This window comes from Rugamonas sp. DEMB1 (assembly GCF_029834475.1).
Lineage (GTDB): Bacteria > Pseudomonadota > Gammaproteobacteria > Burkholderiales > Burkholderiaceae_D > Rugamonas > Rugamonas rubra.
Window position 1 is genome coordinate 4422538 of sequence record NZ_CP122407.1, and the last position, 14236, is coordinate 4436773.

The following is a 14236-nucleotide window of genomic DNA, read 5'->3' on the forward strand; positions in this document are numbered from 1 at the left end:
AAGGCCGGTGACGGATACGGCATAGCGCGGCGCGGCGCGATCGCCTACAATTTATTTTTATTTCAACATGACAAAAATGAAAAAACTTGCATTGCTGGCCCTGCTGCCCCTCTCCTTCTCCGCCCTGGCCACCGAGGAGCGCGAATGGATCCCCTATAAGAAACTGCTGGAGGTCACCAAGTTCGACAAGTTCTACGCCCTGCCCGCCGCCGAGCGCGACAAGGTGGCCGTCTACATCACCTTCGCACCGAAGAACAAGGCGATCAAGCCGGCCGACATGGCGCTGACCGTGGTCCACTCGGGCGGCCGCACGGCGCTGCCGGTGACGGCCGACGGCCGCCTGAGCATGGTGCCGGTGGCCAAATGGATCGGCGAGGACGCCAAGATCTGGACCCAGATGCCCAAGGGCGAGAAGGCGGCCATCGGCTTCGGCATGAACGCCGTGCTGCCCGAGGGCCAGCAGTGGAGCTACGCCAGCGCGATGGGCAGCGTGCCGCAGGCCAACGCGGCGATCAAGCAGGTGGCCGGCGCGCTGAGCCTGTTCGCGCCCTCGATCAAGTCGGTGGTGTTCAAGTTCGCCAAGCCGGCCCAGTTGAAGATCCAGGCGCACGACGGCGTCAAGCAGTACAGCAGCGACGCCCGCAACGAGATCTGGCTCAAGCCGGACGACGCGCTGCTGAGGGAGAATCCGCTGATGGTGGCGTCGGAACGGCCGCGCGAGGTGGAGCTCGACACGGACACCAAGTAGGCGTATTGGGTCCGGAAACAATAAAAGCTGCCGAGGCAGCTTTTTTTGTATGAATTCCCGAAGGAGGCGAGCCTGATCTGCGGCACTTATGGGTAACAGCCGTGGCTGCTTCGTTCCCGACCTGACCAGGTTAGCCGTGCCACAATGCGCAGGGCCCGCCGAGGGCAATTATAACCGACCTGGCGACTTCGTGGGAAGTGCCGCGCAGGCCGGCGAAACGACGGCGAAACTACAGCCCCAGCTGCTGCCAGATCTCGTCGACCTTGGCCTTGACGGCCGGCGTCATGGCGATGGTGGTGCCCCACTCGCGGTTGGTCTCGCCCGGCCACTTGTTGGTGGCGTCGATGCCCATCTTGCTGCCCAGGCCGCTGACGGGCGAAGCGAAGTCCAGGTAGTCGATCGGCGTGTTGTCGACCAGGGTGGTGTCGCGCGTCGGGTCGACCCGGGTGGTAATCGCCCAGATCACCTCTTTCCAGTCGCGGATGTTGACGTCCTCGTCGACCACCACGATGAACTTGGTATACATGAACTGGCGCAGGAAGCTCCACACGCCGAACATCACCCGCTTGGCATGGCCGGCGTACTGCTTCTTGATCTGCACCACCGCCATGCGGTAGCTGCAGCCCTCGGGCGGCAGATAGAAGTCGGTGATTTCGCTGAACTGCTTTTGCAGCAGCGGGATGAACACCTCGTTCAGCGCCAGGCCCAGCACGGCCGGCTCGTCGGGCGGCTTGCCGGTGTAGGTCGAGTGGTAGATCGGGTCGCGCCGCATGGTGATGCGGTCGATGGTGAACACCGGAAAGGAGTCCTGCTCGTTGTAATAGCCGGTGTGGTCGCCGTACGGCCCCTCCAGCGCGTGCTCGTAGCCGGACGGATGGTTGGCGTCGGGATAGATGTGGCCCTCCAGCACGATCTCGGCCGAGGCCGGCACCCGCAGTTCGCTGCCGATCGCCTTGACCAGCTCGGTGCGGCTGCCGCGCAACAGGCCGGCGAACTGGTATTCGGACAGGCTGTCCGGCACCGGCGTCACCGCGCCCAGGATGGTGGCCGGGTCGGCGCCCAGCGCCACGCAGATCGGATACGGCTGGCCCTTGCTCTGCACGGCGTGCTCGCGGAAGTCCAGCGCGCCGCCCCGGTGCGCCAACCAGCGCATGATCACCTTATTAGGACCGAGCACCTGCTGGCGGTAGATGCCCAGGTTTTGCCGCTTCTTATTGGGCCCCTTGGTGATCACCAGGCCCCAGGTGATCAGCGGCGCCACGTCGCCCGGCCAGCAGTGCTGGATCGGCAGGCGCGACAGGTCGACGTCCTGGCCCTCCCAGACGATTTCCTGGCAGGGCGCGCCGCGCAATTCCTTCGGCGACATGTCCCACACCGCCTTGACCAGCGAGCCCAGGCCCAGCAGATCCTTGAAGCCCTTGGGCGGTTCCGGCTCCTTCAAGCGGGCCAGCACGTGGCCGATCTTGCGCAGTTCGCTGACGTCCTCGGCGCCCATGCCCAGCGCCACCCGGCGCGGCGTGCCGAACAGATTGGCCAGCACCGGCATGCTGTGGCCGGTCGGATTTTGGAACAATAGAGCCGGTCCGCCGGCGCGCAAAGTGCGGTCGCAGACCTCGGTCATCTCTAAATGGGGGGAAATTGGCAACAAAATGGGCTTAAGTTCGTCCATTCGTTGCAGTTGAGAAATAAAATCTCGCAAATCTGTATATTTCATGTTTTTTTTAATTTTTGTGACAGTGAACGGCGTGACTGAGAAATCCCGGTCAAGTGATTGATTTTATTGGTTTTACGCGCAATGCAAGCGAAAATGTAAGATTTAAAAGTAATAACAAACGCTTTCGTTAGTATTGACTTGATATAAAACGGCTTCTACAATTTGCCCTACTTGAAGAGGACATGGTTTTTCGACCACATATTTACTGTCACTCATTCATTCACGGAGTCGGGGCTCCATATGGCATTTTAAGGAGTGTTTTCAAAAGGCGTCTGCCTTACCCCCGAAAAAAGTTGTATTGCGACTGATCAAATACCACAGGGAAAGATCAGCTCAGGCAAGCAATGACGGCGTCCAACGCGCGCTCCCAGCGGCGACGGACGATGATATTTCTGATGCACGGCATTGGCACTCCATTCGCTGCGTTTAGCGCGGCAGGGACTCGCTCGTTACGGACATTTCAGGGGACTTCCATGACTAATCGTTTTAATGGTGCAACTCAGCTTGCCCAACAACTGGCCCGCCAGCCAGCCGCGTGGTTCGCCACGTCGCGCGTATCGGCACGTGGTGTGCTGACGACCGCACAACACACACTGACAATTTTCGGTATTTCGGCCCTGGTCGTGATCGCGGTATTGTTTCTCCGTCCGGACCTGGTCAAGCAATTGTCCAAGGTTGCTGGCACCGGAGCCGGCGGCCGAAGTGGCCGTCGTCACCGCCCCGCCGCTGTCGGCCCTGATGGAGGCACCGGCCAAGCCGGCCGCCGCCACCGCCGCCGCAGCGCTGACGGCCGAAGAGAAGGCCCTGCTGGGCACCCAGAAGCAACAGCAATGGGTCACCTCCTGGCTGTCCAAGCGCTACCGCGTGGCCGGCGACGCCGCCAACATGCTGGTCTCGACCGCCTATCTGACGGCGCGTGAAATCAAGCTCGACCCGCTGCTGATCCTGGCCGTGATGGCGATCGAATCGGGTCTGAACCCGTTCGCCGAAAGCCCGGTCGGCGCCCAGGGCCTGATGCAAATCATGTCCAAGGTGCACCACGACAAGTTCCAGGACATGGGCGGCGTGCAAGCGGCCCTGAATCCGGTCGCCAACATCCGCGTCGGCTCGCTGATCCTCAAGGATTACGTGACCCGTGGCGGTTCGGTCGAAGCCGGCCTGAAAACCTACGTCGGCGCCGCCGCCTTCGAACACGACGACGGCTACGGCTCGCGCGTGCTGGCCGAGTACCAGCGCCTCAAGCAAGTGTCGGCCGGCAAAAAAGTACCGACCATCACGCCGATGATGGCCGCCGCGCCAGCCGCGCCGAAGGAAAACAACACCGTTGCCAGCGCCGACAAGGTGAAAACCGAGATCGCCGGCCTGTAAACCCGCCTTACATTGCCACGGCCACGGCCGACAATAAAAAACCACCGCGAGGTGGTTTTTTCATTTCTACTTCCAAAACCCCGCATGCGGCCGGGCCGCCTCCGCCTCCAGCATCGGCCCCAGCACCTCGACCCGGTGCTGGCCGCGCGCGAACACCTCGCGGCAGGGCAGCGAAAAAGTCGGGTTCTCGGGATGGGCGCCGGTCAACTCCAGCAGGCCGTGCTCGGACAGCGCGTACACCACGCGGCCGATATTGGTCCAGTAGATGGCGCCGGAACACATGCAGCAAGGCTCGGCACTGGTATACAGCGTGCATTTGGCCAGCTGCTCCGGCGTCAACAGCTTGGCGGCCCGCGCCGCCGCCACCAGCTCGGCGTGCTGGGTCGGGTCGCCCTGCGGCGGCATCGAGTTGTTGCCGGCGCGCGCGACGACCTCGCCAAGCTCGTTGGCCACCAGCGCGGCGAAGGGATGGCGGCCGTCGCGCCGCGCCTGCGCCGACAATTCTATGGCCTCGCGCAACAAAGCCAGTTCGACGGTGCTCAGGGCGGCGCTCGCCGGCGTGTTCTGCTGATGCATGGAATGCTCCTGGTGGAATGAGAAAACGCCGTGGCGCCCCCTTACGAGGCCGCTGGCGCGATGGCGCCGCCGAAAACTGGCCAGCGGCGCCGCGATATGCCATCATCCATGCATCAAACCAATTAGAACAAATCAGTATCCATCGATATTTTTGATGGATCGGGAGAGACCGCCTTGCGTTATTCCTTGGAACAACTACAAACGCTGGTGCTGGTGGCCAAGACCGGCTCCTTCTCGGCCGCCGCGCGGCAGCTGGGCAAGACCCAGTCGAGCGTCAGCATGGCCATCGCCAACCTGGAGATCGACCTGGGTCTGCCCCTGTTCGACCGCAGCGGCAAGCTGCCGCTGCCGACCGAGGCCGGCCGCAAGCTGCTGCTCGAGGCGCAGGCCGTGCTGGAGCGCTGCTACGAGCTGGAGGCGCAGGCGCACAGCCTGGGTGGCCAGATCGAGGCCAGCCTGACGCTGGTGGTCGAACTGCCCTACGCCGCGCTGCTGGCGCCGCTGGACGAGTTCGCCGCGCAATTCCCCCACGTCGACCTGGACCTGCGCCAACCGCGCCAGGGCGACATCGGCGGCCTGCTGCTGGCCGGCCAGGCCCAGCTGGGCGTCTGCTTCGCCCAGCCCGACTATCCGCGCGACCTCGGCTTCATGCAGATGGGCAAATTGATCCTCAGTCATGTGGTCGGCCGCGCCCATCCGCTGGCCGGCATGCGGCAGATCAGCTTCAGCGAGCTGCACCGCCACCGCCGCCTGCTGTTCAGCGCCCACGGCGACAAGCTGGCCAGCAGCGAATACCTGGGCGCCAGCCGCTGCTGGCGCGCCGAGGACTACCTGGCCCTGCTCGAGCTGACCCGCGCCGGCCTGGGCTGGACCACGCTGCCGCGCCAGCTGGTCGCCGGCCAGCTGGCCGGGGGCGAACTGGTCGAGCTGCAGCTGGCCGCCTACCCGCACACCGACTGGCTGGTCGGCGTCGACCTGCTGTGGGCCAACACGCGGGCGCTGGGCAAGGCCGGCCTGTGGCTGCGCGAACGCCTGCGCCGCCACAAGGTGTTCGAGCTGGACCGCAACGGCAACCCCACCACACTCTAAAACTCCGGACGAAAAAGACTTTTCAGGCGCCTGCGGGACGCCGGCCCCAACCCCACAGACCAGGGGTCGGACCCCATACGGGGTCCGACCCCGACCGTGGCGTATCGGGGTGCGGGGTAATAAAAAAGCCGGGACGACAGTCACGCTGTCGTCCCGGCTCATTTGGGCGCGGCGGCATGCGCCCGGCGTCGGCTTAGCGGCCCTTGGCGACTTCTTCCGGACGCAGCTTGGCGGCCAGCTTGTCGAGCACGCCGTTGACGTATTTGTGGCCGTCGATGCCGCCGAAGGACTTGGTCAGCTCGACCGCTTCGTTGATGACGACGCGGTAAGGGATTTCCATGTTGTTCTTCAACTCGAAGGCACCGATCAGCAGCACCGCGTGTTCGATCGGCGACAGCTCGTGGATGCTACGGTCGACCAGCGGCGCGAAGGTCTCGCGCAGGGCCACGGAATCCTTGATAGTACCGTACAGCAACACCGTGAAGTGGTCGCTGTCGGCCTTGTCGAAACCGTGGGCGGCGCGGATGTTGTTGACGACCTTGGTGGCGTCCTCATTGTTGAGCAGCCACTGGTACAAACCCTGCAACGCAAACTCACGCGCGCGGTGGCGCGGCGTACGGTTCTTGCTAGGGTTGGCGTGCAAAGTTTTCTCTATCATGGTTTCTTACCTGTTCTTCTCAATTCGTTCTACAAAATCCGGCGCGCGGCCGCCGGGCTGGCCGGGACCGCGCCCCGTTCTTACTCTTCGTCGCCGGCGTCCGGGTTCAACTCTTCCAGCGCGATGGCCAGGTTGGCCATCTCGACGGCCACGCGGGCCGCCTCGGCGCCCTTGACGGCCATGCGCACTTCGGCCTGCTCGTCGTTCTCGGTGGTCAGCACGGCGTTGGCGATGGGAATGCCGAAGTCCAGGCCGATGCGGGTGATGCCGGCGCCCGACTCGTTCGAGACCAGCTCGAAGTGGTAGGTCTCGCCGCGGATGATGGCGCCGAGCGCGATCAGCGCGTCGAACTGCTGCGATTCGGCCATCTTTTGCAGAATCAGCGGAATTTCCAGCGCGCCCGGCACGGACACGTGCAGCACGTCCTCGTCGGCCACGCCGAGCTTCTTCAGCTCGGCCAGGCAGGCGTCGCGCAGGCCGTCGCAGACGACTTCGTTGAAACGGGCTTGGACGATGCCGACGCGCAAACCTTCGCCGGAGAAATTGCTTTCGTAGCTGCCTACAGTCATGGGATACCTCTTCTCAATGTTGGGTCAATCAATCAATTATTCGGGTTTGGCCAGATAGCCGGTCACTTCCAGGTCGAAGCCGGTCATCGACGGCATCTTGCGCGGGCTGGCCAGCAACTGCATCTTGCTCACGCCCAGGGCGCGCAGGATTTGCGCGCCGATGCCGTAGCTGCGCAGGTCCATGCTGGCGGCGCGGCCCTTCGGCTTGGCTTCCGGCGCGTCCAGCGCGGCGAACTGGGCGAACAGCTGGTCGGCCGACTCCTCGCAGTTGAGCAACACCATCACGCCGCACTCGGCCGCCTTGATGGCCGCCAGCGACGAGGAGATGTTCCACGAGTGGGTGGTCGCCTCGGATTCGAGCAGGTCGAGGATGGAGACCGGCTGGTGCACGCGCACCAGCGCCTCCTTGCCGCGCTCGAGCTCGCCGTGCACCAGGGCCAGGTGGGCCGAGCCGCTCGGCTTGTCGCGGAAGGCGACAAGGCGGAAGCTGCCCTGCGCCGTGTGCACCGGGCGCTCGGCGATGCGCTCGACCAGGCACTCGTTCTGGCTGCGGTAGTGGATCAGGTCGGCGATGGTGCCGATCTTCAAAGCCGTGCTCCTTGGCGAACTCGAGCAGGTCGGGCAGGCGCGCCATGGTGCCGTCGTCCTTGAGGATCTCGCAGATCACCGAGGCCGGCGTCAGGCCGGCCATGGTGGTCAGGTCGCAACCGGCCTCGGTATGGCCGGCGCGCATCAGCACGCCGCCCTTTTGCGCCTTCAGCGGGAAAATGTGGCCGGGCTGGACGATGTCGGCCGGCGTGGTGCCCTTGGCCACCGCCACCTGGATGGTCTTGGCGCGGTCGGCGGCGGAAATGCCGGTGGTCACGCCCTCGGCCGCCTCGATCGACACGGTGAAGTTGGTGCCGAAGGCGGTGCCGTTGCGGGCCGACATCATCGACAGGTTCAGCAGGTCGCAACGCTCCTCGGTCAAGGTCAGGCAGACCAGGCCGCGGGCGTGCTTGACCATGAAGTTGATCGCCTCGGGGGTGACGAAGTCGGCCGCGAGTACCAGATCACCTTCGTTTTCCCGGTCTTCCTCGTCGACCAGGATGACCATGCGCCCGGCGCGCAGTTCGGCAACGATTTCTTCGGTGCTGGAAATAGACATTTTTTAATCCTTTGAACGAAGCAGAAACTTACCCTAACCTGCTATTTTAAAGGATTTAGCGCGCGGCAACCGCAATTAAGGGTTTTTGGCGCCATTCGGCCGGCAAACATGTTGACACCCCCCCCGCCCTAATGGACGGGGATTCCTACGGCGCCGCGTGATGACCTACGGGTCGCTTCGGTGGGTTCCTGCTTCATCGAGCGGCCTGAATGCGCCGACTCTCCACAGGCTAAGACGCGATGTCCTCGCGCTAAAACATTGATCGCGCCAACAACATCGGCGTGATTTTCGTAGCCACAGTCGACGCACAGAAATGAAGCCTGCGTCTGCCGATTGTCTTTTGAGACGTGGCCGCAAGCCGGGCATGTCTGGCTGGTATGGTGCGGTGGCACGGCCAGCAACATGCCGCCGTTCCATGCAAGCTTATAGCCAAGCTGACGACGAAACTCGCCCCATCCCTGATCGAGAATGGCGCGGTTCAGGCCCGACTTTTGGCTGACCTTCTTGCCCGGTTGTTCGACAGTACCTTTGGAAGACCTGGACATATTGCGTACCTGCAAGTCCTCAATGCAGACGAGCGCGTGGCTTTTGCTGATCGTCGTTGTGGTCTTGTGCAGGAAGTCTTTGCGGGCGTTGGCGATGCCGATGTGAATCCTCTGGACGCGGGCTTTCGCCTTCTTCCAATTGCTGCTGAACTTGACCTTGCGGCTCATGCGCCGCTGGTAGCGGGCAAGGTTCTGTTGGTGCTTCTTGAAACTGTTGAGTGGTGCGACGAAGCTGCCGTCGCTCATCGTGGCGAAGCGGGCGATGCCGACATCGATGCCGATGGCCGTCGTCGCCGTGGGCAAAGGCGGTTCGACTTCGCGTTGCGTCTGGATAGCCGCGAACCATTTGCCGCCCGACTGGCTCACGGTCACATTGCGCACCTCGCCCAGCACGTCGCGGCTGTTGCGGTAACGCAGCCAGCCGAGCTTGGGCAGGAAGATGCGCTCGTTCGCCTCGTCGAGCTTGATTTGCTTCGGGTCCGGGTAGCGAAAACCGCCGCCGCTGCCTTTGCGCTTGAAGCTGGGGAAATCGGCCCGTTTCTCGAAAAAATTCTTGTACGCCTTGTCCAAATCCTTCAACGCTTGTTGCAGCGGATGGCAGGGCGCCTCTTGGAGCCACGGCGTTTCGGCGCCTTGGCGCCATCCAGTGAGCGCCTTGCACAGCCCGGCGAAGCCGATGAACTTGTTGCCCGCCTCGTGATTGTCTTTTTGCATCGCCAGTGCCTTGTTGTAGACGAACCGGCACGCCCCGGCGAAGCGGCGCATGTCGCGCGCTTGCTCACCGTCCGGCATCAGTTCGTACTTGAAGGCTTGTAGACGTTCCATACTTGGATTATAGTTTGGCCTATGGATAAAGACAATGAGATTCGCCACGGTAGACACTGTGTTTTTGTGATGCATGTTCATTTGGTCTTCGTAACAAAATACCGTCGCGAAGTCTTTACAAAAGAGATACTCGACGACCTCAGACTAATCTTTGCAAGCGTCTGCGCGGACTTCGAGTCCGAACTGGTGGAATTCGATGGCGAGGACGATCATGTACATCTGCTGGTGAACTACCCGCCCAAGGTTTCCGTCTCGAATCTAGTGAACAGCCTGAAGGGCGTGTCGAGCCGGATGATTCGGAAGAAGAACTATCCGAGCATCCGCAAGAAACTATGGGGAGGCGCGTTGTGGTCGCCATCCTACTTCGCAGGCAGCTGTGGTGGTGCGCCCATTGCAGTTATCCGCCAGTACATCGAGCAGCAGCAGCAGCAGCAGACACCGCACTAGATGCACCAAACCGGACGGCTGCGCCGTCCGCGCTCTTGACCCCGTCCTGAAGGACGGGGCTTGCCGCGCACTCGGTCAACTGTCCAGAGGGGCCGCGTGACAATCGCGGCAAGCGGGGACGGCAAGGGAATGCGGCGGGAATGGCCGGCGGGTGCCGGCACCGCGATCACGGCGCCGGCGGCGGCCCTGGCGGACCGCCCGCCCACCCGCCATGACAACTATTGCTGCGCCAGCAAGGCGTGCATGAGGGCCGTGCGGCCGTCGTTCACGTCGGCCACGTTGGCCGGCACCACCAGCCACAGCTCGCCTTTGACCTCACCATCGTCGCGCCGGTCTAGGTTCATTCTCAGTTGCCGGTTCAGCGCCACGTAGGAATTCTTCCCGGTGCTGACGATTTCCATCTTCTTGCCCGAGTCCAGTGTCGCGTACATCCTGGTCCAGTGCATGGTCAAGGTCAGCGTTTGGCCGTTCGACAGATTGTACGCGCCGATGTAGGTGTCGAAATCCGCCGACAAGCCACGATGCAGCGCCGCCGGCACCGAAATCACCGGCCCCTCCGCCATTGGCGCCGACTCCTGTGCCGCGGCGGCCAAAGAGATGGCGCCCACGATCATTCCTAGCAATATCCTGCTCATGATAATCCTCCATGACTGCATTGCGTGTATACCCTGTGGCGCCATTGCTAGCGAATAGCACCTCAGTACAATATAGGCCGGATTTTTCTATCCGATAGCAAAGAATTGCCCCGCCAAGGCGGCGCGGCGCGCCGGGCGGCACGATGGGGATTTTGTTAAATACAGCGCATTGACTAGCCGCCAGAAAACCATCATTTTCAAGCAATAACGAGTGTTTTCCCCACACATTTACGCACATTATCACCATTTCGTGCGCAAAAAACGACAAAGACACCGGGAATGGCGAAAGTTATCAATTAACCCAATTACCTCCAGGAAAACATTTTCAATCTGATAATATCGTTCCAGCGTCGCGCCAGTCCAGAGAAACCCGCGCGGCGCTGGCAAGCCATCCGTTCGACCACAAAAAGGGGAATCACATGCTTCAGAAATTGCTGTGCGCCAGCTTGCTGGCATCCTGCTCGCTCGCCGCGCAGGCCGCGGGCGCCCAATGGAACTTCGTCTACACCGGCTTTCTTGACGAGTATTCGCACACCTTCGACCCGACCATGACGGCCAGCGGCTCGTTCACGGGCGAGGACTTGAACCACGACAACATCATCCAGCTGAGCGAACTGAGCCGGCTCGACGTGGCCGGCGCCAACCACCTCAACTGCGGCTACCACGTCACCTGCGCGGCGCCCAGCTTCTCCTACCAACTGGGCGGTGCGCTGTCGCTGACGGTGTTCGCTTCCTACTACCGGCCGGACGGCGAACTCGACGGCCGTTACGGCATCGAGAGCGGCGTCGCCGTCACCTATGGCTTGGAGGACTACTCGGAGTATCGCTATCTGTTCACGCCGCAAACCACGCTGAGCGTGACGGCGGTGCCGGAACCCGACACCTACGCCATGATGGCGCTGGGTCTGCTGGGAATCGGCGCGCTGTCGCGGCGCCGCAAGTCGGCCCGCTAGGCGGGCACGGGCGGCGCGCCGCCCGCCCGGGGCCGGCCCCGGACCGGCCGCGACGCCCTGACTAGCCGGCCTTGGCGACCGACAACATGCGTTCCACGTAGCGGGCGATCAAGTCGATCTCCAGGTTGACCTTGCCGTCCACGCGCAAATGCTTGAGGGTGGTCATGGCGATGGTGTGCGGAATCAGGTTGATCGAGAACTGGCAGACCAGCTCGTTGCCGCTGCCGATGTCGCTCACCCGGTTGACCGTCAGCGACACGCCGTTGACCACGATCGAACCCTTGAAGGCCAGGTACTTGGCCAGCTCGTGCGGCGCCTCGACCACCAGCTCCCAGGACTCGCCGACCGCCTCGAACTTGCGCACCACGCCGAGGCCGTCGACGTGGCCCGACACCAGGTGGCCGCCCAGGCGCTCGGCCAGGGTCAGCGCCTTTTCCAGGTTGACCTCGGTGGTGGTGTCCAGGCCGACGGTGCAGTTCAAACTCTCGCGCGAGACGTCGACCACGAAGCCGTTGGCCGACTTCTCGACCACCGTCATGCAGGCGCCGTTGATGGCGATCGAGTCGCCCAGCGCGACGTCGGCCAGCGGCAGGCCGCCGGCGTGGATGCTCAGGCGCACGCCCGCCTCCAGGCCGCCGGCCAGGGGTTGGACCGATTCAATTTTGCCGATGGCGGCGACGATTCCAGTAAACATGCGATACCAATCTTAAAGTGGGTTGAATCTGGCAAGGATACGCAAATCGTCGCCGATCTGCCGCACCTCGTGGAATTTCAGGCGGCGCTGCTGCGCCAGCGACGTCAAGGCCGGCAGCGCGAACATGCCCTGCGCCTCGCCCAGCAGGGTCGGCGCCACATACAACAGCAGCTCGTCGACGCAGCCCTCGCGGATCAGCGAACCGTTCAGCTTGGCGCCTGCCTCGACGTGCAGCTCGTTGATCTGGCGCCGGCCCAGCTCGCGCATCAGCTCGGCCAGGTCGACCTTGCCGGCCGCGTTGGGCAGCATGATAATTTCCGCGCCGGCGGCGCGCAAGGCGGCCTCCTTGGCGGCGTCGGGCACGGCGGCGGCGATCCAGGTGCCGCCGCCGGCCAGCACGCGGGCCGCCGGGTCGGTGTCGAGCCGGCTGTCGACGACGATGCGGCGCGGCTGGCGCGGCGTGTCGACGGCGCGCACGTTCAGTTGCGGATCGTCGGCCTTGACGGTGCCGATGCCGGTCAGGATGGCGCAGGCGCGGGCGCGCCAGGCGTGGCCGTCGGCGCGCGCCTCGGCGCCGGTGATCCACTGGCTCTGGCCGTTGTGCAGCGCGGTCATGCCGTCCAGGCTGGCGGCGCTCTTCATGCGCACCCACGGCAGGCCCGCCGCATGCGCGAGAAGAAGCCGATGTTGAGCTCGTAGGCGGCGTCGGCCAGCAGGCCGCTCGACACGGCGATGCCGGCCGCCGCCAGCTTGGCCATGCCCTGCCCGGCCACCAGCGGGTTGGGGTCATCCATCGCCGCCACCACGCGGCCCAGGCCGGCGCGCACCAGCGCGTCCGAGCAGGGCGGCGTGCGGCCGAAATGGTTGCACGGCTCCAGGGTCACGTAGGCGGTGGCACCGCGCACGTCGTGGCCCCGCGCGGCGGCGTCCTTCAGCGCCTGGATCTCGGCATGGTCGTGGCCGGCGGCCTGGGTCACCCCGGCGCCGACGACGCGGCCGTCCTTGACGATCACGCAGCCGATGTGCGGATTGGGCGAGGTGGTGTACAGCCCTTTGGCGGCCCATTGCAGGGCCAGCGTCATGCCTTCGAGATCGGTGCGTATGTCCACAGTGTGCTGTCGGGTGCCTGTCTGGTGTTGGTCGGGCCGGCGGCGCGCGCTGGCGCGCTGTCCGGCACGACATTATAGGCAAAAGCGCCGCCGCCGGGGCGGCGCGGCCGGCGCCGCCTACTCCGGCGCGCTGGAACAGCCGGCCGGGCGCAGTTGTGGGTCGCACACCCGCACCCGGCCCAGCATGTTGATCTTCAGGTTGCGCACCTGCCTGCCCTGCACCAAGGACAGCGTGCCCCAGCGCGCCGCCAGGCTGTTGCCCGCCGCGCAGCTGCGGCCGGCGCCGTTGTAGGCCAGGTAGGGCGGCGCGGCGCCGGCCGAGAACGCGCCGGCGATGCGGATGCCGTCGGCCACCGGACCCTGCTGGTAGAGCCGCTCGTCGCCGGCGTTGGGGCGGCGGTCGCCGTTGCGGTCGACGAACACCACCCAGCCCAGGCGCCAGTCGGCGCCGCCCGGCTCCAGCGGCGCCAGCAGCACGCGGCCGCCGCGCGCGATCGCCTGCGAGCGGGCCAGGTCGATGGCGCCGTGCAGATCGTTGACGGCGGCGCGCAGTTGCTGGCGGGCGATCAGTTGCTGGTAGGCCGGCGCCGCCGCGCCCGCCAGGATGGCGAGCAGCGCCAGCGCGAACAACAACTCGACCAGGGTGGTGCCGCAGGGCGCGGCGCGGCGGCGCTTCATGGCCAGCAGCGCGGCGCGGCGCCGGTGGCCAGGCGCTGGCCGTTGCTGGTCAGGATCAGTTGGCCGCAGTCCTCGTCCTTGAACACCTGGTCGACCTTGGCGGTGCCGGGCATGGCGATCAACTGCACGCACTGCTCGATGAGCTCGCCGTCGCAGGCCTTGCCCTCGATCTCGTAGGCGCTGCGGGCGGCGCTGCCGCCGCTCCACCATTTGAACAGTTTCGCCTGCGCGTCGCTGGCGCCGGACGAGAACGCGATGTAGCGGTTGTGCTGCGAATAGAAGCGCTCCTGCTGCTGCATCAGTTGCAGCAGCGCGGCCTGCGCCTCGGTGCGCTTGGTCCGCACGACGAAGCGGTGCAGGCTGGGCGCCGCCTGCGCCGCCAGCGCGCACAGGACGACCAGCACCACCAACACTTCGATCAGGGTGAAACCGCGACGCTCGGTCATGGCGGGCTCCTTCTCCACGTTGCCGCATTGCGACG

Annotated in this window: 12 protein-coding genes, 1 other RNA gene and 4 pseudogenes; 5 read left to right on the forward strand and 12 right to left on the reverse strand. The window is 64.3% G+C overall.

All coding sequences use genetic code 11. The features are described from left to right. Nucleotides 1-76: 76 nt before the first annotated feature. Nucleotides 77-748, forward strand: coding sequence for a hypothetical protein (locus QC826_RS20360; protein WP_279762195.1), 672 nt, complete (start codon nucleotides 77-79; stop codon nucleotides 746-748). A gap of 62 nt (nucleotides 749-810) precedes the next feature. Here QC826_RS20360 and ffs read toward each other — a convergent pair. Next, an RNA gene (ffs, locus tag QC826_RS20365) (signal recognition particle sRNA small type) lies at nucleotides 811-908 on the reverse strand. A 69-nt stretch (nucleotides 909-977) separates the two neighbouring features. Further along, a complete protein-coding gene (gene ubiD / locus QC826_RS20370) occupies nucleotides 978-2462 on the reverse strand; it encodes a 4-hydroxy-3-polyprenylbenzoate decarboxylase (protein WP_093388347.1) in 1485 nt (494 codons plus the stop codon). 473 nt (nucleotides 2463-2935) lie between these two features. Here ubiD and QC826_RS20375 point away from each other — a divergent pair. Further along, nucleotides 2936-3830 (forward strand): annotated as a pseudogene (locus QC826_RS20375) (transglycosylase SLT domain-containing protein). 66 nt (nucleotides 3831-3896) lie between these two features. Here QC826_RS20375 and QC826_RS20380 read toward each other — a convergent pair. Beyond that, entirely contained in the window at nucleotides 3897-4406 is a 510-nt protein-coding gene (locus QC826_RS20380) for a nucleoside deaminase (RefSeq protein WP_279762196.1), read from the reverse strand. A 186-nt stretch (nucleotides 4407-4592) separates the two neighbouring features. On the opposite strand from QC826_RS20380, the gene QC826_RS20385 reads away from it, so the two are divergent. Next, nucleotides 4593-5495, forward strand: coding sequence for a LysR family transcriptional regulator (locus QC826_RS20385; RefSeq protein ID WP_279762197.1), 903 nt, complete (start codon nucleotides 4593-4595; stop codon nucleotides 5493-5495). A 193-nt stretch (nucleotides 5496-5688) separates the two neighbouring features. On the opposite strand, the gene nusB is transcribed toward QC826_RS20385, so the two are convergent. The 4 genes and pseudogenes from nusB to QC826_RS20405 form a co-directional block, all read right to left on the reverse strand. After that, a complete protein-coding gene (gene nusB, locus QC826_RS20390) occupies nucleotides 5689-6153 on the reverse strand; it encodes a transcription antitermination factor NusB (protein ID WP_279762198.1) in 465 nt (154 codons plus the stop codon). An 80-nt stretch (nucleotides 6154-6233) separates the two neighbouring features. Beyond that, nucleotides 6234-6722 carry a 6,7-dimethyl-8-ribityllumazine synthase gene (gene ribH, locus QC826_RS20395; protein ID WP_279762199.1) on the reverse strand — a complete coding sequence of 163 codons (489 nt, stop codon included), beginning with the start codon at nucleotides 6720-6722 and terminating at the stop codon, nucleotides 6234-6236. 36 nt (nucleotides 6723-6758) lie between these two features. Next, nucleotides 6759-7869 (reverse strand): annotated as a pseudogene (ribBA, locus tag QC826_RS20400) (bifunctional 3,4-dihydroxy-2-butanone-4-phosphate synthase/GTP cyclohydrolase II). Nucleotides 7870-7997: 128 nt separating this feature from the next. Beyond that, nucleotides 7998-9239 carry a transposase gene (locus QC826_RS20405; RefSeq protein WP_279762200.1) on the reverse strand — a complete coding sequence of 414 codons (1242 nt, stop codon included), beginning with the start codon at nucleotides 9237-9239 and terminating at the stop codon, nucleotides 7998-8000. Between the two features lie 21 nt (nucleotides 9240-9260). Between QC826_RS20405 and tnpA the strand changes: the two genes are divergently transcribed. Continuing rightward, entirely contained in the window at nucleotides 9261-9686 is a 426-nt protein-coding gene (tnpA, locus tag QC826_RS20410) for an IS200/IS605 family transposase (protein ID WP_279762201.1), read from the forward strand. Nucleotides 9687-9904: 218 nt separating this feature from the next. On the opposite strand, the gene QC826_RS20415 is transcribed toward tnpA, so the two are convergent. Then, nucleotides 9905-10321 carry a hypothetical protein gene (locus QC826_RS20415; RefSeq protein ID WP_279762202.1) on the reverse strand — a complete coding sequence of 139 codons (417 nt, stop codon included), beginning with the start codon at nucleotides 10319-10321 and terminating at the stop codon, nucleotides 9905-9907. Between the two features lie 851 nt (nucleotides 10322-11172). Between QC826_RS20415 and QC826_RS31745 the strand changes: the two are divergent. Continuing rightward, nucleotides 11173-11274: pseudogene (locus QC826_RS31745) on the forward strand (PEP-CTERM sorting domain-containing protein); the annotation flags it as partial. Nucleotides 11275-11335: 61 nt separating this feature from the next. Here QC826_RS31745 and QC826_RS20425 read toward each other — a convergent pair. The 4 genes and pseudogenes from QC826_RS20425 to QC826_RS20440 all read right to left on the reverse strand — a co-directional run bounded on the left by QC826_RS20425 (nucleotide 11336) and on the right by QC826_RS20440 (nucleotide 14201). Next, entirely contained in the window at nucleotides 11336-11968 is a 633-nt protein-coding gene (locus QC826_RS20425; protein WP_279762204.1) for a riboflavin synthase, read from the reverse strand. Between the two features lie 12 nt (nucleotides 11969-11980). Continuing rightward, nucleotides 11981-13050: pseudogene (ribD, locus tag QC826_RS20430) on the reverse strand (bifunctional diaminohydroxyphosphoribosylaminopyrimidine deaminase/5-amino-6-(5-phosphoribosylamino)uracil reductase RibD). A gap of 144 nt (nucleotides 13051-13194) precedes the next feature. Beyond that, nucleotides 13195-13755, reverse strand: a complete 561-nt coding sequence (locus QC826_RS20435) for a GspH/FimT family protein (protein ID WP_279762205.1) — start codon at nucleotides 13753-13755, stop codon at nucleotides 13195-13197. Beyond that, on the reverse strand, nucleotides 13752-14201 hold the full coding sequence (locus tag QC826_RS20440) for a type IV pilin protein (RefSeq protein WP_279762206.1): 450 nt from the start codon (nucleotides 14199-14201) through the stop codon (nucleotides 13752-13754). Before QC826_RS20440 ends, QC826_RS20435 begins: the two co-directional genes overlap by 4 nt. Between the last annotated feature and the right edge of the window lie 35 nt (nucleotides 14202-14236).

Excerpts from the sequence above, each read along its gene's own strand:
- QC826_RS20360 (WP_279762195.1), top strand. The coding sequence starts at position 77 with ATGAAAAAACTTGCATTGCTGGCCCTGCTGCCCCTCTCCTTCTCCGCC.
- ubiD (WP_093388347.1), bottom strand. The coding sequence starts at position 2,462 with ATGAAATATACAGATTTGCGAGATTTTATTTCTCAACTGCAACGAATG.
- QC826_RS20380 (WP_279762196.1), bottom strand. The coding sequence starts at position 4,406 with ATGCATCAGCAGAACACGCCGGCGAGCGCCGCCCTGAGCACCGTCGAA.
- nusB (WP_279762198.1), bottom strand. The coding sequence starts at position 6,153 with ATGATAGAGAAAACTTTGCACGCCAACCCTAGCAAGAACCGTACGCCG.
- ribH (WP_279762199.1), bottom strand. The coding sequence starts at position 6,722 with ATGACTGTAGGCAGCTACGAAAGCAATTTCTCCGGCGAAGGTTTGCGC.
- QC826_RS20405 (WP_279762200.1), bottom strand. The coding sequence starts at position 9,239 with ATGGAACGTCTACAAGCCTTCAAGTACGAACTGATGCCGGACGGTGAG.
- tnpA (WP_279762201.1), top strand. The coding sequence starts at position 9,261 with ATGGATAAAGACAATGAGATTCGCCACGGTAGACACTGTGTTTTTGTG.
- QC826_RS20415 (WP_279762202.1), bottom strand. The coding sequence starts at position 10,321 with ATGAGCAGGATATTGCTAGGAATGATCGTGGGCGCCATCTCTTTGGCC.
- QC826_RS20425 (WP_279762204.1), bottom strand. The coding sequence starts at position 11,968 with ATGTTTACTGGAATCGTCGCCGCCATCGGCAAAATTGAATCGGTCCAA.
- QC826_RS20435 (WP_279762205.1), bottom strand. The coding sequence starts at position 13,755 with ATGAAGCGCCGCCGCGCCGCGCCCTGCGGCACCACCCTGGTCGAGTTG.
- QC826_RS20440 (WP_279762206.1), bottom strand. The coding sequence starts at position 14,201 with ATGACCGAGCGTCGCGGTTTCACCCTGATCGAAGTGTTGGTGGTGCTG.